Genomic DNA, 20,407 nt, shown 5'->3' on the forward strand with positions numbered 1-20,407 from the left:
GGTCCCACCGTGTTTCCATCCTGCTGAGCATCGCTCCGCCGGATCGTCGCACCGGGCTATCCGCACAGGCTCTGCGTCGTGTGAACATCACCCACCCGCCGCACAGGATTCCGGTGCGATCGCCGCCTGCGCGAGACAGCTCTGTCTCGACGCAAGGGAAGGAAGACACACGTGACAGACGTCAACGAAGGCGCCTCCGGCGTCTCGCTGGATGCCGACCCGAAGACACTGAAGGTCGCCGACCTCCAGCGTCTCGCCGCCGCTCTCGGAGTGGCCGGAGCCTCGAAGCTCCGCAAGGGCGAACTGGTCGAAGCCATCCAGACCATCCAGAACAGCACCGACACCGCCGCGGCGACCACCGAGACGTCCGACGTCATCGAGTCGGTCTCCGCGCTCGAGGTCGCCCCAGAGGCGCCGGTGCAGTCCAAGCTGCCCGAGCTCGACCTCGCGCTCGACCAGGCCTTCGGAGCCGAGAAGGCGGCCCCGCCGGCGCGTCGCAAGTCGCGTCGTGCCACGACGGCCACCGTCGCGCCGAACGCCGCCCCGATCGTCGGCGCGCCCGTCGTCGAGGCGCCCGCCGCACAGGCGCCGGTCGCTCAGGCGCCGGTCGCTGAGGCGCCCGCCGCAACCGCCCCTGCCGAGTCGGCAGCGCCGGCGGAGTCTGACGACTCGCAGCCCTCCGCGCCCGTCGAGGCCGACGCCGCCGAGTCGCGCGACGACCGTTCCGCCGGAACCTCCGAGTCGAGCGACGCCGACGAGGCGACGCCCGAACAGACCCCGAGGCGTTCGCGCGGCAACCGCCGTGGCCGTGGCCGCGATCGCGACCGCAACACGGACGACGTCGAGCAGAACCCCGCCGAGCAGGGTGGTGGCGAGCAGAACCGCGCCGCCCAGAACGCCTCCGAGCAGGACGCCACCGACGACGACGCCGCGGGCACGGACTCCGACGAGTCCCAGACCCAGGACGCCGAGCAGCAGGACGGTCAGTCCTCCGGCGGACGCCGTGGTCGTGGCCGAGGCCGCAACCAGAACAACGGCGGGCAGAACAACGGTGGCCAGAACAACGGCAACCAGAACGCCGACGCCGGTCAGAAGGCCGAAGCGAAGCAGGAGCAGCCCGGTCAGAACCGCGGCAACCAGGGGAACCAGGGCGCTCCGGCCGACGACGCCGAAGGGCGCGGTGGCCGCAGCCGCTACCGCGACCGCAAGCGTCGTGGCTCCGTGCAGAACGACGACGTCGAGCCCGAGATCTCCGAGGACGACGTCCTCATCCCGGTCGCCGGCATCCTCGACGTGCTCGACAACTACGCCTTCGTGCGCACCTCCGGCTACCTGCCCGGCACGAACGACGTCTACGTCTCCCTCGGTCAGGTGAAGAAGTACCACCTGCGCAAGGGCGACGCCGTCGTCGGCGCCATCCGCCAGCCGCGCGACAACGACAGCAGCAGCCGCCAGAAGTACAACGCCATCGTCAAGGTCGACTCGGTCAACGGTCTGTCCGTCGACGAGGCCGGCACGCGAGTGGAGTTCGGCAAGCTGACGCCGCTGTACCCGCAGGAGCGCCTCCGTCTCGAGACGGAGCAGAACAAGCTGACGCAGCGCATCATCGACCTCGTCGCCCCGATCGGCAAGGGTCAGCGCGGCCTCATCGTCGCGCCGCCGAAGGCCGGCAAGACGATCGTCCTGCAGCAGATCGCGAACGCCATCTCGATCAACAACCCTGAGGTCCACCTCATGGTCGTGCTCGTCGACGAGCGGCCCGAAGAGGTCACCGACATGCAGCGCACGGTCAAGGGCGAGGTCATCGCCTCCACCTTCGACCGCCCGGCGGAGGACCACACCACGGTCGCCGAACTGGCGATCGAACGCGCCAAGCGTCTCGTGGAGCTCGGTCACGACGTCGTAGTGCTGCTCGACTCGATCACGCGTCTGGGCCGTGCCTACAACCTGGCGGCCCCCGCCTCGGGCCGGATCCTCTCCGGTGGTGTCGACGCCGCGGCGCTGTACCCGCCGAAGCGCTTCTTCGGTGCCGCGCGCAACATCGAGAACGGCGGCTCGCTCACCATCCTCGCGACGGCACTCGTCGAGACCGGGTCCAAGATGGACGAGGTCATCTTCGAGGAGTTCAAGGGCACCGGCAACTCGGAGCTCCGCCTCTCGCGCCAGCTCGCCGACAAGCGGATCTTCCCGGCCGTGGACGTCAACGCGTCCTCGACCCGCCGGGAGGAGATGCTGCTCGCCCCCGACGAGGTCAAGGTCACCTGGAAGCTGCGTCGCGCCCTCGCCGGCCTCGACCAGCAGCAGGCCCTCGAGGTCGTCCTCGGCAAGCTCAAGGAGACCACGTCCAACGTGGAGTTCCTCGTCCAGATGCAGAAGTCGATGCCCGCACCGACCTCGCACAGCCACGGACACGAGAACAACCACCGCTAGCGGTCCCGACCGACCCCATCCGTTCCCGGAGCCCTCAGGGCGCCGGGAACGGATGGGGTCGGTCCTGTTTCGCCCCCGGTGCCGCATGATGGTGATGAAGGAAGTGAACGATGTTCGAATCAGTTGAGACGCTCGTCGCCGAGCACAAGGATCTTCAGGATCAGCTCGCCGACCCGGCGGTGCACGCCGACCCCGCGAGGTCGAAGAAGATCAACCGCCGGTACGCCGAGCTGTCGAAGATCATCGCGGCCTACCACACGTGGCAGTCGACCCAGGAGGACCTCGACGCCGCTCGGGAGCTCGCCAAGGAGGACGAGGCGTTCGCCGAGGAGGTGCCGGTCCTCGAGGAACTGCTCGTCACCAACCAGGAGAAGCTGCGCCGCCTGCTCATCCCGCGCGACCCCGACGACGGTCGCGACGTCATCATGGAGATCAAGGGCGGCGAGGGCGGCGCGGAGAGCGCGCTGTTCGCGGCGGACCTGCTGCGCATGTACCTGCACTACGCGGAGTCCAAGGGATGGAAGACGGAGCTCCTCGAGCGTACCGAGAGCGACCTGGGCGGCTACAAGGACGTCCAGGTGGCGATCAAGTCGAACGCCACCGACCCCTCGCAGGGCGTCTGGGCGCACCTCAAGTACGAGGGTGGCGTCCACCGCGTGCAGCGTGTCCCGGCGACCGAGTCCCAGGGCCGTATCCACACCTCCACCACGGGGGTCCTCGTCTTCCCCGAGGTCGACGAGCCCGAGGAGGTCGAGATCAGCCAGAACGACCTGAAGATCGACGTCTACCGCTCGAGCGGTCCGGGCGGACAGTCCGTCAACACGACCGACTCCGCGGTGCGCATCACCCACCTGCCGACGGGCATCGTCGTCTCCATGCAGAACGAGAAGAGCCAGCTGCAGAACCGTGAGGCCGGTATGCGCGTGCTGCGCGCCCGTATCCTCGCCCGGCAGCAGGAGGAGCAGGCCGCCCTCGACAGCGCGAAGCGCAAGACGCAGATCCGGACGATGGACCGCTCCGAGCGCATCCGCACGTACAACTTCCCGGAGAACCGGATCGCCGACCACCGGACCGGGTACAAGGCCTACAACCTCGACGGGGTCATGAACGGCGCCCTCGGGCCCATCATCGAATCGGCGATCAGCGCCGACGAAGAGGCCCGACTGGCCGACATCGGCGACCAGGACTGACCACATCTGGTCCCTGAGCTTGTCGAAGGGCGGTCCCGACCCTGGTCCCTGAGCCTGTCGAAGGGCCACTCCGGTCCCTGAGCTTGTCGAAGGGCGGTCCTGACCCTGGTCCCTGAGCCTGTCGAAGGGCCACTCCGGTCCCTGAGCCTGTCGAAGGACGCGGCGCTCAGCCGATGCGCAGGCGCTTCGTCGCGACCTTGTCGGCGAAGAAGCGGTCGTGGCTGACCACCACGATCGCGCCGGGGAAGTGCACGAGGGCGCGCTCCATCACCTGGGTGCTCGCGAGGTCGAGGTGGTTCGTCGGCTCGTCGAGGAGGAGCACCGACGCCCCTGACAGCAGGCACTGCGCCATCGCCACGCGGGCGCGCTGACCGCCGGAGAGCATGCCGATCTTCTGCTTGAGGTCGGCGTCGGAGAACTGGAACATCCCGAGGAAGCGGTTCACGGACTTCTTCGTGGCGGCGAACGCGAGGCTGTCCGGCATGGCGCCGACCGCGTGCGCGACGGTGTCGGTGAGGTCGAGGTCGTCGACCATCTGGTTGTACGAGGCGTACCGGACCCCGCCGGTCCAGGTGACGTGTCCGGCGTCCGGGCGTTCGTCGCCCTCGAGGATGCGGAGGAAGGTGGACTTGCCGGCGCCGTTGGGTCCGTGGACGACGATCCGTTCGCGGCGTCCGATCTCGAGGTCCAATCCGTCGAAGAGGGTGTGCTCGCCGTAGGCCTTCGTGAGCCCCTGGATCCGGCACAGTGTGTCCTTGATGTGCAGACCGCCGTAGATGTCGGTGATGATGTCGTCGACGGGGCGCGGCGGCCTGGCCTTCTTGATCTTCGCCAGCTGGGAGGAGAGGTCCTTCTTGCCGGCGGCCTTCGCCGCTTCCCGGCGATCCGAGATGCCCTCGGCCTCGAACGCGAGCAGCTCCGACTCGTGGACGAACTGGGCCTCGAGGCTCTTCAGCCGGAACTGCTTCTGCACGACGTACTCGTCGAAGCTGCCGGGGTAGTCGTGGAGGTGGAAGTTCTCCACTTCGACGATGCGGGTGACCACGGCGTCGAGGAAGGTCCGGTCGTGCGAGACGACGATGGCCGCGCCACGGAACGAGCCGAACCAGGACTCGAGCCACTCGACGCCGGCGACGTCGAGGAAGTTCGTCGGCTCGTCGAGCAGGAGCACATCCGGGCGTTCGAGGAGGATCTTGGCGAGGGCCGCGCGGTTCCGCCACCCGCCGGACAGCGCGTCGATGGGCAGCACCCGGCGTGTGGCGTCGAAGCCGAGGGTGGTGAGTGCGGTGTCGATGTGGCGCTGGTAGTCCCAGCCGTCCTGTCGCTCCATCTCCTCGAAGAGTTCGGCCTGGCGTTCGATGAGCTTGGTCATGCCGTCGAGGTCGTTCGGGTCTGCGGCGATCGCTGCGTCGATCGACGCGAGCTCCCCCTCGATCGCGTGGATGTGCCCGAACAGTCCTTCGAGGACCTCGGTGATGGTGGCGCTGCCGTCGAGCTCTGAGAACTGTGAGAAGTACCCGATCCGTGTGCCGTCCTCGATGGTCACGGTGCCGGAGTCAGGCTGGATCTGGTCGAGGGCGAGCTTCAGGAGGGTGGACTTGCCGGAACCGTTCCGCCCGATCAGTCCCACGCGGTCGCCGGGTTCGAGACGGAAGAAGACGTCGCGCAGGACCGGGCGGTCCTCGAAGCGGACGGTGACGTCGTGCAGACGGATGAGACTCATGGTGCCCTCTCGAGGTGCGTGGGTGCGGCGGGACGCGGCAAGGCGCCGGACGCCGGGGGAGGAGCCTGACGGCTCAGCGTGATCAGATGTGGTACTCGGGGTCGAGGAGTGCGAGACCATGCGCTCCACTGCCGCGCGGCCGTTCGACCGCCGGCACGCCGAGCAGCAGGCTGCGCGGCGGGCAGGCCTTGGTGACGACGGCGTTCGCACCGACGATGGTCTCGGCTCCGATACGGATCGGCCCGAGGATCTTCGCCCCGGCTCCGACGGCGACCCCGTCGCCGATCGTCGGGTGCCGTTTGCCGGATCCGCGGCTCTTCCCGCCGAGGGTGACGCCGTGGTAGATCATGACGTCGTCGCCGACCTCGGCGGTCTCGCCGATGACGACACCCATGCCGTGGTCGATGAAGAACCGCCGACCGATGCGGGCGCCCGGGTGGATCTCGACCCCGGTGAGGAAGCGGGCGAACTGCGAACCGAAGCGGGCGAGGCTCCGGAAGCCGCGGCGCCACAGACGATGGTTCACCCGGTGCGCCCACACGGCGTGCAGCCCGGCGTAGCTGAGCGCGATCTCGAGGCTGCCGCGGGCCGCTGGATCATGGGCTCGTGCCGCACCGATGTCCTCGCGGACCCGCGACAGCATTCCCATGGGTCGAGCCTACTCGCGGAGGTCGTCGTACATCGCCGTCGACAGGTAGCGCTCCCCGGCGTCGGGGATGATCACCACGATGGTCTTGCCGGCCATCTCCGGTCGGCGGCCCACCTCGAGCGCCGCCCAGACGGCGGCGCCGGCGGACATGCCGCCGATGATGCCGTCGTCCGTGGCGAGGCGTCTCGCCGTCGCGTAGGCGATGTCGGTCTCGACCGGGATCACCTCGCTGAAGAGGGAGGTGTCGAGGATGTCGGGGACGAAGTTCGGCCCGATGCCCTGGATCTTGTGCCCGCCCGCCCGGCCCTCGCTCAGCAGCGGGGAGTCGGAGGGTTCCACCGCGATGATCTGGACGTCCGGGTTGCGTTCACGGAGCCACTGGCCGACGCCGGTGATCGTCCCGCCCGTGCCGATGCCGGCGACGAAGGCGTCGACGGTCCCGCCGGTGTCCTCCCAGATCTCCGGCGCGGTGGTCCGGCGGTGGATCGCGGGGTTCGCCTCGTTCTCGAACTGGCGGACCCAGACCGCGCCCGGCGTCTCGTCGACGATGCGCTGCGCCTCCTGGACGGCGTTCGCCATGCCCTTGGTGGGGTCGGTGAGGACGAGCTCCGCCCCGTAGGCCCGGAGGAGCATGCGGCGCTCCTTGCTCATGGAAGCGGGCATCGCGAGGATGACCCGGTACCCGCGGGCCGCGCCGACGAGGGCGAGGGCGATTCCGGTGTTTCCGCTCGTCGACTCGACGATGGTGCCGCCGGGCTGCAACTGCCCGGAGGCCTCCGCCGCGTCGACGAGGGCGATGCCCAGGCGGTCCTTCACACTCGACCCCGGGTTGTAGAACTCGAGCTTCGCGAGCACGGTCGCGCCGACGCCGTCGGCGATCCGGTTGAGGCGCACGAGCGGGGTCCGCCCATAGGCCTTCGTGATGTCGGTGTAGACGGTGCCTGCCACGGTGTTCCTCTTCCTCGTTCGGGGTCGGTTCAGCCTACGTCGTGGGAGACGGCGCTCCTCCTGTGTGACGTGGGTCCGGACGGCCGACGGCCACGACGAGGCTGTGAGGTAGGCTCGGTGCGGCCCATCCGACCAGGGCCACCCCAATAGATGACCTCGCTCATGCCCAGCACCCCTCCCGCCGTTCCCGCCGACAGCCCGTCCGGCGGTCACCCCGCGACCGTCGAACTCGCGCGCCAGCACGCCGTCGAGATCCTCGCCCGTGCGGGGGTCCCGTCGCCCGACGTCGACGCCGAGCTGCTGCTCGGTCACGTGCTCGGGCTCGGCCGTGGGGCCGTCCAGGCCGCGGCCATCACCGGGCGGGTCCTCGACGCCGAGGAGCGCACGGTGTTCGTCGAGCTCGTCGAACGTCGGGCGGCACGTGAGCCGCTGCAGCACATCACCGGTCGGGCGGCGTTCCGCTCCATGGAGCTCGCGGTCGGCCCGGGCGTCTTCGTCCCGAGGCCGGAGACGGAGTCCGTCGTCCAGTTCGCGATCGACGCGCTCCGGGCCGTCCCGATCCCACGTCCCATCGGCGTCGACCTCGGCACCGGCAGTGGCGCCATCGCGCTCGCCATGGCCACGGAGGTGCCGAACGCCGCGATCTACGCGACCGAGAACTCGGTCGAGGCGTTCATCTGGGCCAAGCAGAACTTCGCCGAGTCGGCCGCCGACAACGCGACGGTCGTGTTCGAACACCTCGCCGACGCCTTCCACGAGCTCGACGGGATGGTGGACGTCGTGATCTCGAACCCGCCGTACGTCCCTGACGATGCGATCCCGCGCGATCCGGAGGTCCGGTTCCACGATCCCTCCGCCGCCCTGTACGGCGGTCCTGACGGCCTCGACGTCGTCAGACAGGTCTCCACGACGGCCAAGCGGTTGCTCCATCGCGGCGGCACGCTCATCATCGAGCACGGAGAACTCCAGGGGCAGGCGATCCGGGAACTCCTCACCGCCGACGGCTGGAACGCCGCGGCGACGCACCGCGACCTCACCACGCGCGACCGCACCACCATCGCGATCCGCTGACCCGGCGCTCACGAGCTCTCGGTCTCCGAGTCGCTTCCGGTCCCTGGGCCGCTTCCGGTCCCTGAGCCGCTTCCGGTCCCTGAGCCTGTCGAAGGGCGGTCAGTGTCAGGGCGTGGCGGCCACGAACGCGTCGACCGCCGCATCGAGTCCCGCGATGTCGAACGCGCCTGAGGCGTCCTTCGTCAGGTGGAAGGCGTGCATGCCGACGGCGGTCGCCCCCGCGCAGTTCGCGGCGGAGTCGTCGATGAGGATCGCTCGCTCGGGAGCGACGCCGTAGCGGCTGAGCGCCCGCGTGTAGATCCGCGGCTCCGGTTTCTCGGCGCCGAGCACGGCGGACACGAGGTCGTTCTCGCCGAGGACGGCAGCCGCCTCCGGAGCCAGCTGCGCGAAGGAGTCGCGGAACGGGATCGGGTTGTTCGACAGGAGGGAGACGGTCCCGAGGGACGCGGCGCGTCGGAGGGTCGCGAGGGCGCCGGGCACCGGTGTCATGGCCGCGGCCCTGGCCTCCCGCCACTCGTCGAGCGAGAGCGGGTACCCGGTCACCTCGGCGAACACGGCCAAGTAGTCGTCGCTTGTCGGGTATTCGCCGATGTTGGCCGCGGCCTCGTGTCCGCCGACCCACCATTGCTTCGCCAGACGGTACTGGCTGACGCCTGTCAGGCGGGCGAGCGCGGGGAGGCGCTTCCGGAAGTCGTAGTCGTAGAGGGTCTTGTCGCAGTCGAAGAAGAACACACGCTCTGGCACCTCTCCAGTATGCGGCCGTCGGCTCCCGGGCCACGACCGGGCAGCACGTAGACTGACGACGCGCGCCGGGCCCACGTCCGTCGTGTCTCGGCGGTGCCGTCCCGCTGCCGGAGAGGGTGGACCGTGGACCGTCCAGTGACCGGGTGCATCGTCATGTACCAGAACGATCGCGACAAACTGCGTGCGGCCATCCGCTCGACCCTCGGAAGCCCCCTGGTGGAGACGCTGTACCTCGTGGACAACTCCCCGACGGACGAACTGCGCGACCTCGCCGACGACCCGCGCATCGAGTACCTGCACAACCCGTCGAACCCGGGGTTCGGCGCCGCGCACAACATCGCGATCGCCAAGGTCCTCGGACGCTCCAAGTTCCACATGGTCGTCAACCCCGACGTCTACTTCGAGCCGTCGGCGATCGAGGAGCTGTACGAGTTCATGCTCGAGCACCCCGAGGTCGGTCATGTCATGCCCAAGGTGCTGTACCCGGACGGCTCGCTCCAGTACCTGGTGAAGCGCAACCCCTCGGTCTTCGACCTGTTCGCCCGCCGGTTCCTGCCCGGTCCGCTGAAGCCCCTGGTCGCGAAGCGCATGGCCAGGTACGAGTACCGCGACATCGACGAGAACCCGGCGCACGACTACGACAAGACCATGTTCGACGTCCCGTACCTCTCGGGCTGTTTCATGTTCCTGCGCACCTCGACCCTGCACCGCGTCGGCTTCTTCGACGAACGCATCTTCATGTACATCGAGGACGCCGACCTCACGCGACGGTTCCTCCAGGTGTCCCGCACCGCGTACTACCCGGGCGCGACGATCCACCATCACTTCGCGAAGGGATCCCACCACAACCGGAAACTCATGTGGTACTCGATCCAGGGTGCCTTCGTGTACTTCCGCACGTGGGGGTGGTTCGGCCGATGAGTCGCGTACTCGTGACCGGTGCCACCGGCTTCATCGGGACGAACCTCGTCCCCGTCCTCGAGGACGCGGGCCACGAGGTCGTGCCGTTCTCCCTGCGCGGATGGACGGGGGAGCCCTTCCCGGCCGGCATCGACGTCGTCGTGCACCTCGCCGGGAAGGCACACGACCTCGACGGCACCGCCGGACCCGAGGTGTACCGCCGCATCAACACGGACCTCGCCGAGCGCGCCTACGTGGCGTTCCTCGCCTCGGACGCGTCCACGTTCATCCAGTTGAGCAGTGTCGCAGCGGTGAACGAGACGAGCGTGGAGGGTGTGCTGGACGAGTCGGCGGACCCCCGCCCGACGACCCCGTACGGCTTGTCCAAGCTCGCGGCCGAACGTCTGCTGCTCGCGGTCGACCCCCCGGCAGGGCGTCGGACGATCGTCCTCCGGCCGACGATGGTCCACGGCCCAGGAGACAAGGGGAACCTCCGCCTGCTGCTCGGGCTGCTGTCCCGAGGCATCCCGTACCCGCTCGACGCCTTCCGCAACGCGCGCAGCTTCGTGTCCATCCAGAACCTCTCGTGGGCGATCACGAGCATCATCGGGACGCCGACGGTACCGACGGGGGTCTACCTCGTCGCCGACGACGAAGCCGTCTCGACGGGGCATCTCGTCACCCTCATCGGCGAGGTCACCGGTCGCCGGGTGCGTCGCCTCGCCGTGCCGCCCGCGCTCGTCCGCCTCGCGGCCGCCGTGGGGGACCGCGTCCCCGCCGTGCCCCTCAACACCGCTCGCCTCGGCAAGCTCACCCAGGACTACCGGGTCTCCGGCGCCCGTCTGCTCGCCGCACTCGGCCGCGAGCGCATGCCGGTCGCGACCGATGACGGCCTCCGGGCCTCGATCGCGGCGCTCGCCGCGGAGCGCGCACGCCCAGGCGACCCCGCCGACGCGCAGCCCGTCCGCAGCCAACGCGAAGCCGACGATCGGTAGGATTGACAGGTTATGACCCCCACTCTCCCCGACGCCCCCCGTAGATGGACACAGGCGCCCGGTCCCCGTTTCGCGGCGAAGACGGCCCTCGACGCACTGTGCTGGGTCCTCGCCATCGTGGTGGCCCAGCTGGTCCGATTCGAACTCGAGTACGAGCGGGTCGCCCTTGTCGGCACGGTCGCCCTGTGCGTCATCGCGGTGGTCGCCCAGCTCGTGGTGGCCTACCTGTGGAGCTACTACCACGGGCTCCACAGTTTCGGCAGTTTCTACGAGGCGAAACAACTGATCGTCGTCGCCCTGATCGTCACGGCGATCCTCGTCGCCGTCAACGCCGTGTTCGGTGTCGCCTGGGGGGTCCCGCGGTCGACCACGGTCATCGCCTTCCCGTTCGCGATCGTGTTCATGGGCATCACCCGGTACGTCAAACGGCTCTTCGTCGACAGCCGCAGTCGCCCGATCGAGGCACAGCGGGTCCTCGTCTACGGGGCCGGCGCGCTCGGCATGTCGATCATCCCGCGCCTCATGCGCGACCCGCAGTCGCCGTACCTGCCGGTCGGCGTCATCGACGACGACCCCTCGAAGCGCAACTTCCGCATCGCCTCCGTCGCCGTCGTCGGCACCGGCGCCGACCTCGTGGCGGCAGTCAAGCGCACCGGAGCGCAAGCCATCATCATCAGCATCGCCGACGTCGACAACGACTTCATCCGCCAGGTCAGCGAGCGGGCCGACGAGGCCAGGCTCCGCGTGCTGGTGGTCCCACCCATCGACACGATGCTCGCGCCGGGCACCGCCGAAAGCGCGCCGAGCCTCCGCGACCTGAACGTCGAGGACTTCATCGGCCGCAACACGGTCGACCTGCAGGTGGAGAGCATCGCCGGCTACCTGACGGGCAAGCGGGTCCTCGTGACGGGTGCCGGCGGATCCATCGGGTCTGAGATCGCGCGCCAGGTCAACCAGTTCGGCCCGGCCGAACTCGTCCTCCTCGACCGCGACGAGACGGGTCTGCACACCACCCAGCTCTCGATCTCCGGCCACGGTCTGCTCGACACGAAGGAGGTCGTGCTCGCCGACATCCGCGACTTCCCCTCCCTGCTGGAGGTCTTCGAGGACCGCCGCCCGGACGTCGTGTTCCACGCGGCGGCGTTGAAGCACGCGCCCATGCTCGAGCAGTACCCGGACGAGGCGTGGAAGAACAACGTGCTCGGCACGCTGAACGTCCTGAACGCCGCGCGGGCCGTCGGCGTCGGCACCTTCGTCAACATCTCCACCGACAAGGCGGCGAACCCCACGACCGTGCTCGGGTACAGCAAGCGCATCGCTGAGAAGCTCACCGCCTGGATGAGCGCGCAGGAGACCGACTCCCGCTACCTGTCCGTGCGCTTCGGCAACGTCATCGGAAGCCGTGGCTCCGCGATCCCCGCGTTCACCGCGCAGATCGAGGCCGGTGGCCCGGTGACGGTCACGCACCCCGACGTCACAAGGTTCTTCATGACGATCCCCGAGGCGTCGAAGCTCGTCATCCAGGCTGGCGCCATCGGCGACCCGGGAGAGGTCCTCATCCTCGACATGGGACGACCGGTCCGCATCCTCGACGTCGCGAAGCGCATGATCGCCGCGTCCGGGAAGGACGTCGAGATCGTGTACACCGGTCTCCGGCACGGTGAGAAACTGCACGAGGTCCTCATCGACACCGACGAGATCGCCGACCGCTCCAAGCACCCGAAGGTCTCGCACACGCGCATCCAGCCGCTCGACCCGGCCCTGCTCGACATCGCGGTCTGGCGCGAGGCGATCTCCGAGGACTGCGTCGAGACGCACCACCTGGTGCAATGACCGCTGCCGTGCTGGCAGGGGTCGTCGCGCTCGTCGTGAGTCTGCTGTCGCAACTCGTCATCCGCCCGATCCTCATCCACCGTTCGGTCGTCGACACCCCGAACCACCGTTCGATGCACGTCACACCCACCATCCGCGGCGGCGGCATCGGTGTGGCCATCGCGGTCGCGGTCGGCCTCGGTACGGCTGCCGTGGTCTTCCAGAGCCTGCCGCTCTGGATCGTCGCCGGCATCTCGGTCCTCAACGCCGCGATCGGCGCCGTCGAGGACGTTCGTGGGCTCCCGGTCCGGGTCCGGTTCGGCCTCCAGGTGGTCCTCGGCCTGCTCGCCACGTGGGTGCTCGTCGTGTCCATGTCGGCGTCGTTCTGGTGGATCCCCCTCGGCATCGTCGCCCTCGTCGCGTACACGAACATCGCGAACTTCATGGACGGCGTGAACGGCATCTCCTCGATGCACGGCACGGTCGTCGGCGGGTTCTACGCCGGCCTCGGTGCGGCGGCCGGGCTCCCCGGCGTGACCGCGGCCGGACTCGTCGTGGCGGCGGCCTTCCTCGGGTTCCTGCCGTGGAACCTGGCCAAGCGACGCATGTTCCTCGGCGACGTCGGCAGCTATCTCCTCGGCGGATCCCTCGTCGCGGTCGCCGTCTACGCGGCCTTCAGCGGGGTGTCCTTCATCGCGCTGATCGGCCCGGTACTCGTCTACGTGGCGGACACCGGGACGACGATCATCGCTCGCTGGCGTCGGGGGGAGCCGCTGCACGAAGCCCACCGCAGCCACGTGTACCAGCGTCTCGCCGCGGGCGGCCTCGGGCACCTCGGGTCCACCGCCGTCGTCAGCGTCGCGACGCTCGCGACCGGTCTCCTCGGGGTCGTCGTGGCGACAGCGGCGTTCCCCTTGCAGGTGCTCGCCGTCCTCGGGATCCTGCTCGTCCTCGCCGCCTACCTGGGCTCTCCTCGACTGCTCGTCCGACGCCCGAGGCTATGATTGAGCGTCGTCACCCCGATCATCCGGCCGTCTGATCACTGATCGGCGGCCCCGCCCAGCCAGGACCACGCTCATGTCGCAGACCTTCGATTGCCAGGATCACGCGCAGTTGCTCACCGGGATGCGCCTGGCCCGGACGGCCTTGGCACGCGGCGAACTCGTGGTGCTGCCGACCGACACGGTCTACGGTCTGGCGGCCGATGCGTTCTCGCCGACGGCCGTCCAGCGCCTGCTCGACGCCAAGGGGCGCACCCGTCAGTCCCCTCCGCCGGTCCTCGTGTCCGGCGTGAACACGCTCGAGGCACTGGCGGCGTCCGTCCCGGACGCCGTGCACCGGCTCGTCGAGGCGTTCTGGCCGGGCGGCCTGACGATCGTGCTGGAAGCCCAGCCGTCGCTCGCCTGGGACCTGGGTGAGACGGCCGGGACGGTCGCGCTCCGCATGCCGTCGAACCCGGTGACCCTCGAACTCCTCCAGGACACGGGCCCCCTGGCTGTCTCTTCCGCCAATCTCACCGGCAGGCCGGCCGCGACGTCGGCGGCGGCCGCGCTCGAGATGCTTGGCGACTCGGTCTCCGTGTACCTCGACGGCGGCGACGGCGGCGAGGTGTCGTCCACCATCATCGACGCGACGCGCCTCGGCACCGCTGACGAGCGGCTCGTCGTCCTGCGCGAGGGCGCCGTCTCCCGCGAGGCGATCCGCGACGTGGTGGGGGAGCTCCTGCCGGACGCCAGCGAGCGATGAACCAGTTCTCCGGGTACCTCATCGTGCTCGTGGTGAGCGCGGGCATCACCTTCGGGTTCGCGCACCTCGCCCGGCGCGTCGGGGTCAAGTACGGTCTGCACCCGCCGATCCGCGAGCGCGACGTGCACCAGACGCCGACGCCGCGCCTCGGTGGCGTCGCGATGTTCATCGGGATCCTCATCGCGTTCGGCGTCGCCTGGCAGCTGCCGTTCTTCGACCTCGTGTTCGCGGACCCGGAGCCTGTCCTCGCCATCCTCGGCGCAGCCTTGTTCATCGTGGGCATCGGGGTCGCGGACGACCTGTGGGACCTCGACTGGATGATCAAACTGGCCGCGCAGTTCATGGCGGCCGGACTGGTCGCCTGGCTCGGCGTGCAGATCTACTCGCTGCCGATCGGGGGGTTGACGGTCGGTTCCTCCTGGGTGTCCTTCTCGATGACGGTCTTCGCGATCGTGCTCGTCATGAACGCGATCAACTTCGTCGACGGCCTCGACGGCCTCGTGGCGGGCGTCGCGATCATCGCCAACACGGTGTTCTTCGTCTACACCCAGTTGCTCGTGACGTCGACGGGAGCGAGCGACTACTTCAACCTCGCCTCGCTGATCGCCGCCATCCTCGTCGGGGCCTGCCTCGGCTTCCTCCCGCTCAACTGGCACCCCGCGCGGCTGTTCATGGGGGATGCCGGAGCGCTCCTCGTCGGACTGCTCATGGCGACGTCTGCGGCAGCCGTGACGGGACAGGTCGACCCGGCAGCCCTCGGGCGCACCCAGTTGCTCCCGGCGTTCATCCCGATCCTCCTGCCCTTCGCGATCCTCGTCGTCCCGCTCGCGGACTTCGTCCTGGCGGTGCTCAGGCGCCTCCGTGCCGGGAAGTCACCGTTCAGCGCCGACCGGATGCACCTCCACCATCGCCTGTTGGACCTCGGACACAGCCAGGTGCACGCCGTCCTCATCTTCTACGGCTGGACGGTCGTCATCTCCGTCGGATGCCTCGCGTTCTTCGCGGTCCCGTCCTGGATGGCCCTGCTGTTCGTCACCGTGGGCGTCCTCACGTGCACGGTGTTCACCCTGTTGCCCCTCGGCCGCCGTCGGCGCGCCGACCGTCTCGCCCAGCGCGCGGTGCCGGACGCTGACGGGGCTCCCGGGTCCGCGCTGTACGATCGCCTCGACGAGGCCTCCGGGCAGCGCGACCCCGAGGCGCCCGTGAGCGGCGACACCCTCGACACCCTCGACTCTCTCGCCAAGAAGGACCAGCACCCATGACTCCTCCCGCCAAGGCCGGCTCGCATTCGAGCGCCAACCGGGTCTTCAGCACGGCCCTCAAGTACAGCGCGCTGCTCGCGCTCGTCATCGCGGTGGTCGGGGGAGTGGTCGGGTGGAGCGTCGACGGGACCCGCGGGCTCACGAGCGCGCTCATCGGTACGGCCATGGCCCTCGTCTTCCTCGGCATCACCTCGGTGAGCATCCTCTTCGCCAATCGCTGGTCCGGACAGGAGTTCTTCGTCGGGATTTTGTTCGGGGTGGTGATGGGCAGCTGGCTGGTGAAGTTCGTCCTCTTCCTCGTCCTCGGCTTCATCCTGAAGGACCAGCCGTGGGTCAACCCGCCGATCCTCTTCGGGAGCGTCATCGTCGGCGTCGTCGGTTCGCTCGTCATCGACGCGGTCGTGGCCGCGAAGGTGCGCGTGCCGTACGTGTCGGACAGCATCCTCCCGAAGGGGCCGCCGCACGACGCCGATCAGGGCTGAACCCCGCAAGCGGGAAGCATCCGCCGTGAGCATGCCGGGAGCGGCATCCGTGGTCCCCGGGCCCGAGCGCCGCTCGGAATATAGCCGTGGAATACCACCCCTGGGTTCGTCGGGGGCCGGTTTCCTTGCTAGACTCGTCAACGAATCCTCCCACTAGCACCGCTTCGGCGTGCGGCGAGGAGACATCCCCCCTGTTCGTCGCCGCGAGAGCTCTGCTCCACGCCCCCGAAACTGGAGATACGTGCTGTTCGCTAACGCTGTGCACTTGATCGCACCGATGGCCGCCGAAGATGGCGAGTTCCACGGTCCGTCGATCGACGAATTCTTCCCCGATATCATCCTCTTCGAGGGCACGCCCTTCGCGATCAACCGGGTCATCCTGATCCGCTTCATCGCGGTCATCGCCCTCCTCCTCTTCTTCTGGCTGTCGACGCGCAAGATGCGCCTCGTCCCCGGTCGTGCGCAGAGCCTGGCCGAGATGGGCCTGGGCTTCGTCCGGGTCAACATCGCGGAAGACCTCCTCGGCAAGAAGGACGGCCTGCGGTTCCTGCCGATCCTCACGACGATCTTCTTCATGGTCCTCGCGATGAACCTGACCGGTATCATCCCCGGGCTGAACCTCGCGGGAACCTCAGTCATCGGTGTGCCGCTCGTTCTTGCCTTGGTGTCGTACATCACGTTCATTTACGCGGGCATCAAGAAGAGCCCGGGCAAGTTCTTCAAGAACTCCCTCTTCCCCTCCGGGGTGCCGTGGCCGGTGTACATCATCGTCACGCCGATCGAGCTCATCTCGACCTTCGTCATCCGACCCCTCACGCTGACGCTCCGACTCCTCATGAACATGATCGTCGGGCACCTGCTGCTCGTCCTGTTCTTCGCGGCGACGCAATTCTTCATCGTCAACCTCGGTGGATGGTTCGCCCTCATGGGTGTCGGGACGCTCGCCTTCGGGCTCGTCTTCACCCTCTTCGAGCTCCTGGTGGCCGTCCTCCAGGCGTACGTCTTCACCCTCCTCACCGCGGTCTACATCCAGCTCGCGGTCGCAGAAGAGCACTAATCGAGCCCGGCACCCGCCAGGTCTCACCCAACGGAAGGAAACAAACGTGGACGCAACTACCGTTCTCGCCGCCCTTGAAGGAAACATCGCGACGGTCGGTTACGGTCTCGCAGCCATCGGCCCCGCCATCGGTGTGGGTATCGTCGTCGGCAAGACGATCGAAGGCACCGCGCGTCAGCCCGAGCTGGGTGGTCGTCTCCAGGTCCTCATGTGGATCGGTATCGCCTTCACCGAGGCGCTCGCCTTCATCGGCATCGCGACCTACTTCATCTTCGTCTAAGCCCCCTTTCACATCTCCGAAGGAGGCAAGATGTTTGATGCAGTGATCATTGCTGCTGAAGAGGGTGCTCCGACGAACCCTCTTATCCCAGCGGTGTACGACATCGTCTGGTCGCTCGTCGTCTTCATCATCATCCTCGGCTTCTTCTGGAAGCTGATCCTGCCGAAGGTGCAGAAGCTCCTCGACGACCGCGCAGCGGCCATCGAGGGCAACATCGCCAAGGCAGACGAGGCCCAGAAGCAGGCCGAGGCCGCGCTCGAGCAGTACAACGCTCAGCTCGCCGAGGCACGCCAGGAAGCCGGACGCATCCGCGAACAGGCTCGTGTCGAGGGTCAGACGATCCTCGCCGAGCTCAAGGAGCAGGCGACCGTCGAGGCAGCTCGCGTCACCGCCAGCGCCCAGGCGCAGATCGAAGCCGAGCGTCAGGCGGCGGTCGTGTCGCTCCGTGCCGAGGTCGGCACGCTCGCGCTCGACCTCGCCAGCGGCGTCATCGGCGAGACGCTGAACGACGACGCGAAGGCAACGGCCGTCGTGGACCGGTTCCTCGCGGACCTCGAAGCGGCGGAGAAGGCAGCCAAATAATGGGAAGCGCGACCAGAGAAGCACTCGCCTCGTCGAAGGAGGCCCTCGTCGCCCTCGGCGCCGGGGCCGATCTGGCCACCGCGGACGGTCTGTTCGCAGCCGGCCGGGCCATCGGCGGTTCGAGCCACCTGAGCGCTGCGCTCAGCGACCCGGCGGCCGACGCCGACGCCAAGCGCGTCGTCGTCGACCGCATCTTCGGTGGTCAGCTCGGCGCTCAGGCGCTCGGGCTGCTCCAGACGGTCGTCTCAGCACGGTGGTCCAGCGAGCAGGACCTGCTCGCGGGCATCGAGGAACTCGGTCTCCGGGCGGCTTCTGTCTCCGCAGGCGCGCAGGGCGACATCGAGGCTGAGCTGTTCGAGTTCGGCAAGCTCGTCTCGAGCAACCACGAGCTCGAGCTCGCGCTTAGCAGCAAGCTCGGATCGGCCCAGGCCAAGGGTTCCCTCGCGGCATCCCTGCTCGAGGGCCACGCGAGCCCGCAGACCGTCAGCATCGTCGGTCAGCTCGTGCAGCAGCCCCGTGGTCGGCGTATCGGAGAGTTGCTCCGCTACGCCGCAGGCATCGTCGCCGACCAGCAGGGCCTTGCGGTCGCCACGGTCACGGCTGCCGCACCGATCGAAGCGTCGCAGTTGCAGCGCCTCGAACGCCACCTCGCCACGGCCTACGGCCGTCAGGTGAAGATCAACCAGGTGATCGACCCCGCCGTCGTCGGCGGACTGCGCGTGCAGCTCGGGGACGACGTCATCGACGGCAGCCTCGCTGCCCGACTGAACGACCTCCGTCTGCAACTGGCCCGATAGCGGCCTGCGCAGCGCGGAGACCGACCCGACGGTCTCCACAACTCAAGACGTTGATCCTGACGGATCGCACCTCTCGGAACCCCCGGGTTCCACAACCAAAAGGAACATGATGGCAGAACTCACGATCAGCCCAGACGAGATCCGGGATGCTCTCAAGGACTTCGTCAAGGCCTACGAGCCCGGCGCAGCCGCGGCCACCGAGGTCGGACGCGTGATCGATGCCGCCGATGGCATCGCCCACGTCGAGGGGCTCCCGGGCGCCATGGCGAACGAGCTCCTCCGGTTCGCGAACGGCACGCTCGGCCTGGCGCTCAACCTCGACGAGCACGAGATCGGCGTCGTCGTCCTCGGTGAGTTCGATGAGATCGTCGAGGGCATGGACGTCACCCGCACGGGCGAGGTCCTCTCGGTCCCCGTCGGTGACGGCTACCTCGGTCGTGTCGTCGACACACTCGGCAACCCGATCGACGGCCTCGGCGAGATCGCCAGCACCGGCCGCCGCGCGCTCGAGCTCCAGGCTCCGGGCGTCATGCAGCGCAAGTCGGTGCACGAGCCGCTCCAGACCGGCATCAAGGCGATCGACGCCATGATCCCTGTCGGCCGTGGCCAGCGCCAGCTGATCATCGGTGACCGCCAGACCGGCAAGACCGCGATCGCGATCGACACCATCATCAACCAGAAGGCCAACTGGGAGTCCGGCGACGTCAACAAGCAGGTCCGCTGCATCTACGTCGCCATCGGCCAGAAGGGCTCGACCATCGCCTCCGTCAAGGGCGCGCTGGAAGAGGCTGGAGCGCTCGAGTACACGACGATCGTCGCCTCACCCGCGTCCGACCCGGCCGGCTTCAAGTACCTCGCTCCCTACACCGGTTCGGCCATCGGCCAGCACTGGATGTACGAGGGCAAGCACGTCCTGATCATCTTCGACGACCTGTCGAAGCAGGCCGAGGCCTACCGCGCCGTCTCCCTCCTCCTCCGTCGTCCGCCGGGACGCGAGGCCTACCCTGGTGACGTCTTCTACCTGCACTCCCGTCTGCTGGAGCGTTGCGCGAAGCTGTCCGACGAGCTGGGCGCCGGCTCGATGACGGGTCTGCCCATCATCGAGACCAAGGCGAACGACGTGTCGGCGTACATCCCGACCAACGTGATCTCGATCACCGACGGCCAGATCTTCCTGCAGTCCGACCTCTTCAACTCCAACCAGCGCCCCGCGGTCGACGTCGGTATCTCCGTCTCGCGTGTCGGTGGTGACGCACAGGTCAAGAGCATCAAGAAGGTCTCGGGAACGCTGAAGCTCGAGCTCGCGCAGTACCGCTCGCTCGAGGCGTTCGCGATGTTCGCCTCCGACCTCGACGCGGCCAGCCGTCGTCAGCTCGCCCGTGGCGCACGCCTCACCGAGCTGCTCAAGCAGCCGCAGTACTCGCCGTACCCCGTCGAGGAGCAGGTCGTCTCGATCTGGGCCGGAACCAAGGGCAAGCTGGACGACGTCCCGGTCGAGGACGTGCTCCGCTTCGAGCGCGAACTCCTCGACTACCTGGGTCGCAACACCGAGGTCCTCACCACCCTGCGCGACACCAACGTGCTCGACGACGACACCGTCTCGAAGCTCGATGCCGCTGTCGACCAGTTCAAGCTCGAGTTCCAGACGGGCGAGGGCGCTGCCCTCGGTTCGGAGCAGGTCGAGGAGCTCCCGGTTGAAGACGTCAACCAGGAGAAGATCGTGAAGGGTCGCCGCTAGT

At 68.4% G+C, this 20,407-nt stretch carries 19 protein-coding genes; 15 read left to right on the plus strand and 4 right to left on the minus strand.

Annotated features, from left to right (window positions below; all coding sequences use genetic code 11):
* The first annotated feature begins 171 nt into the window (after positions 1 to 171).
* The gene (rho, locus tag QRN27_RS08600) at positions 172 to 2,430 is read left to right on the plus strand and encodes a transcription termination factor Rho (RefSeq protein ID WP_285041772.1); all 2,259 of its coding nucleotides are present in this window, start codon (positions 172 to 174) and stop codon (positions 2,428 to 2,430) included.
* A 110-nt stretch (positions 2,431 to 2,540) separates the two neighbouring features.
* Positions 2,541 to 3,620 (plus strand): peptide chain release factor 1, encoded by a 1,080-nt coding sequence (prfA, locus tag QRN27_RS08605; protein WP_194670567.1) that lies wholly within the window; start codon positions 2,541 to 2,543, stop codon positions 3,618 to 3,620.
* A 166-nt stretch (positions 3,621 to 3,786) separates the two neighbouring features.
* On the opposite strand, the gene QRN27_RS08610 is transcribed toward prfA, so the two are convergent.
* From QRN27_RS08610 to cysK, 3 genes are all read right to left on the minus strand, one after another.
* Positions 3,787 to 5,343: an ABC-F family ATP-binding cassette domain-containing protein gene (locus QRN27_RS08610; RefSeq protein ID WP_285041775.1), complete on the minus strand. Its 1,557-nt coding sequence runs from the start codon at positions 5,341 to 5,343 to the stop codon at positions 3,787 to 3,789.
* Positions 5,344 to 5,425: 82 nt separating this feature from the next.
* Positions 5,426 to 5,992, minus strand: a complete 567-nt coding sequence (epsC, locus tag QRN27_RS08615; protein ID WP_285041777.1) for a serine O-acetyltransferase EpsC — start codon at positions 5,990 to 5,992, stop codon at positions 5,426 to 5,428.
* 9 nt (positions 5,993 to 6,001) lie between these two features.
* Positions 6,002 to 6,940: a cysteine synthase A gene (gene cysK / locus QRN27_RS08620; RefSeq protein ID WP_285041779.1), complete on the minus strand. Its 939-nt coding sequence runs from the start codon at positions 6,938 to 6,940 to the stop codon at positions 6,002 to 6,004.
* A 162-nt stretch (positions 6,941 to 7,102) separates the two neighbouring features.
* Here cysK and prmC point away from each other — a divergent pair, with 162 nt between their 5' ends.
* A complete protein-coding gene (gene prmC / locus QRN27_RS08625; protein ID WP_285041781.1) occupies positions 7,103 to 8,011 on the plus strand; it encodes a peptide chain release factor N(5)-glutamine methyltransferase in 909 nt (302 codons plus the stop codon).
* 105 nt (positions 8,012 to 8,116) lie between these two features.
* Here prmC and QRN27_RS08630 read toward each other — a convergent pair whose 3' ends face one another.
* Positions 8,117 to 8,755, minus strand: coding sequence for an HAD-IA family hydrolase (locus QRN27_RS08630; protein WP_285041783.1), 639 nt, complete (start codon positions 8,753 to 8,755; stop codon positions 8,117 to 8,119).
* Positions 8,756 to 8,878: 123 nt separating this feature from the next.
* Here QRN27_RS08630 and QRN27_RS08635 point away from each other — a divergent pair, with 123 nt between their 5' ends.
* From QRN27_RS08635 to atpA, 12 genes are all read left to right on the plus strand, one after another.
* A complete protein-coding gene (locus QRN27_RS08635; RefSeq protein WP_157580028.1) occupies positions 8,879 to 9,676 on the plus strand; it encodes a glycosyltransferase family 2 protein in 798 nt (265 codons plus the stop codon).
* Positions 9,673 to 10,650, plus strand: a complete 978-nt coding sequence (locus QRN27_RS08640; protein ID WP_285041785.1) for an NAD-dependent epimerase/dehydratase family protein — start codon at positions 9,673 to 9,675, stop codon at positions 10,648 to 10,650. The genes QRN27_RS08635 and QRN27_RS08640 overlap by 4 nt, the downstream gene beginning before the upstream one ends.
* A gap of 12 nt (positions 10,651 to 10,662) precedes the next feature.
* Positions 10,663 to 12,483: a polysaccharide biosynthesis protein gene (locus tag QRN27_RS08645; RefSeq protein WP_194670560.1), complete on the plus strand. Its 1,821-nt coding sequence runs from the start codon at positions 10,663 to 10,665 to the stop codon at positions 12,481 to 12,483.
* A complete protein-coding gene (locus QRN27_RS08650) occupies positions 12,480 to 13,466 on the plus strand; it encodes an MraY family glycosyltransferase (RefSeq protein WP_285041789.1) in 987 nt (328 codons plus the stop codon). Before QRN27_RS08645 ends, QRN27_RS08650 begins: the two co-directional genes overlap by 4 nt.
* A gap of 73 nt (positions 13,467 to 13,539) precedes the next feature.
* Complete coding sequence (locus tag QRN27_RS08655) at positions 13,540 to 14,208, plus strand: L-threonylcarbamoyladenylate synthase (protein ID WP_285041791.1); 669 nt, start codon at positions 13,540 to 13,542, stop codon at positions 14,206 to 14,208.
* A complete protein-coding gene (locus tag QRN27_RS08660) occupies positions 14,205 to 15,470 on the plus strand; it encodes an MraY family glycosyltransferase (RefSeq protein WP_285041793.1) in 1,266 nt (421 codons plus the stop codon). Before QRN27_RS08655 ends, QRN27_RS08660 begins: the two co-directional genes overlap by 4 nt.
* Positions 15,467 to 15,952 carry a Cg1360 family ATP-synthase-associated protein gene (locus QRN27_RS08665; protein ID WP_285041795.1) on the plus strand — a complete coding sequence of 162 codons (486 nt, stop codon included), beginning with the start codon at positions 15,467 to 15,469 and terminating at the stop codon, positions 15,950 to 15,952. Before QRN27_RS08660 ends, QRN27_RS08665 begins: the two co-directional genes overlap by 4 nt.
* A gap of 277 nt (positions 15,953 to 16,229) precedes the next feature.
* Positions 16,230 to 17,009, plus strand: coding sequence for a F0F1 ATP synthase subunit A (gene atpB / locus QRN27_RS08670; protein WP_194670555.1), 780 nt, complete (start codon positions 16,230 to 16,232; stop codon positions 17,007 to 17,009).
* A 46-nt stretch (positions 17,010 to 17,055) separates the two neighbouring features.
* Positions 17,056 to 17,289, plus strand: a complete 234-nt coding sequence (atpE, locus tag QRN27_RS08675) for an ATP synthase F0 subunit C (protein ID WP_064295310.1) — start codon at positions 17,056 to 17,058, stop codon at positions 17,287 to 17,289.
* A 30-nt stretch (positions 17,290 to 17,319) separates the two neighbouring features.
* Positions 17,320 to 17,871: a F0F1 ATP synthase subunit B gene (locus QRN27_RS08680; RefSeq protein WP_285041797.1), complete on the plus strand. Its 552-nt coding sequence runs from the start codon at positions 17,320 to 17,322 to the stop codon at positions 17,869 to 17,871.
* The gene (locus QRN27_RS08685) at positions 17,871 to 18,668 is read left to right on the plus strand and encodes a F0F1 ATP synthase subunit delta (protein WP_285041799.1); all 798 of its coding nucleotides are present in this window, start codon (positions 17,871 to 17,873) and stop codon (positions 18,666 to 18,668) included. The genes QRN27_RS08680 and QRN27_RS08685 overlap by 1 nt, the downstream gene beginning before the upstream one ends.
* Positions 18,669 to 18,777: 109 nt before the next feature.
* Positions 18,778 to 20,406 carry a F0F1 ATP synthase subunit alpha gene (gene atpA, locus QRN27_RS08690; protein ID WP_285041801.1) on the plus strand — a complete coding sequence of 543 codons (1,629 nt, stop codon included), beginning with the start codon at positions 18,778 to 18,780 and terminating at the stop codon, positions 20,404 to 20,406.
* Position 20,407 lies beyond the last annotated feature (1 nt).

The sequence above is a fragment of the Plantibacter sp. LMC-P-059a genome (genome assembly GCF_030209505.1).
GTDB lineage: Bacteria > Actinomycetota > Actinomycetes > Actinomycetales > Microbacteriaceae > Plantibacter.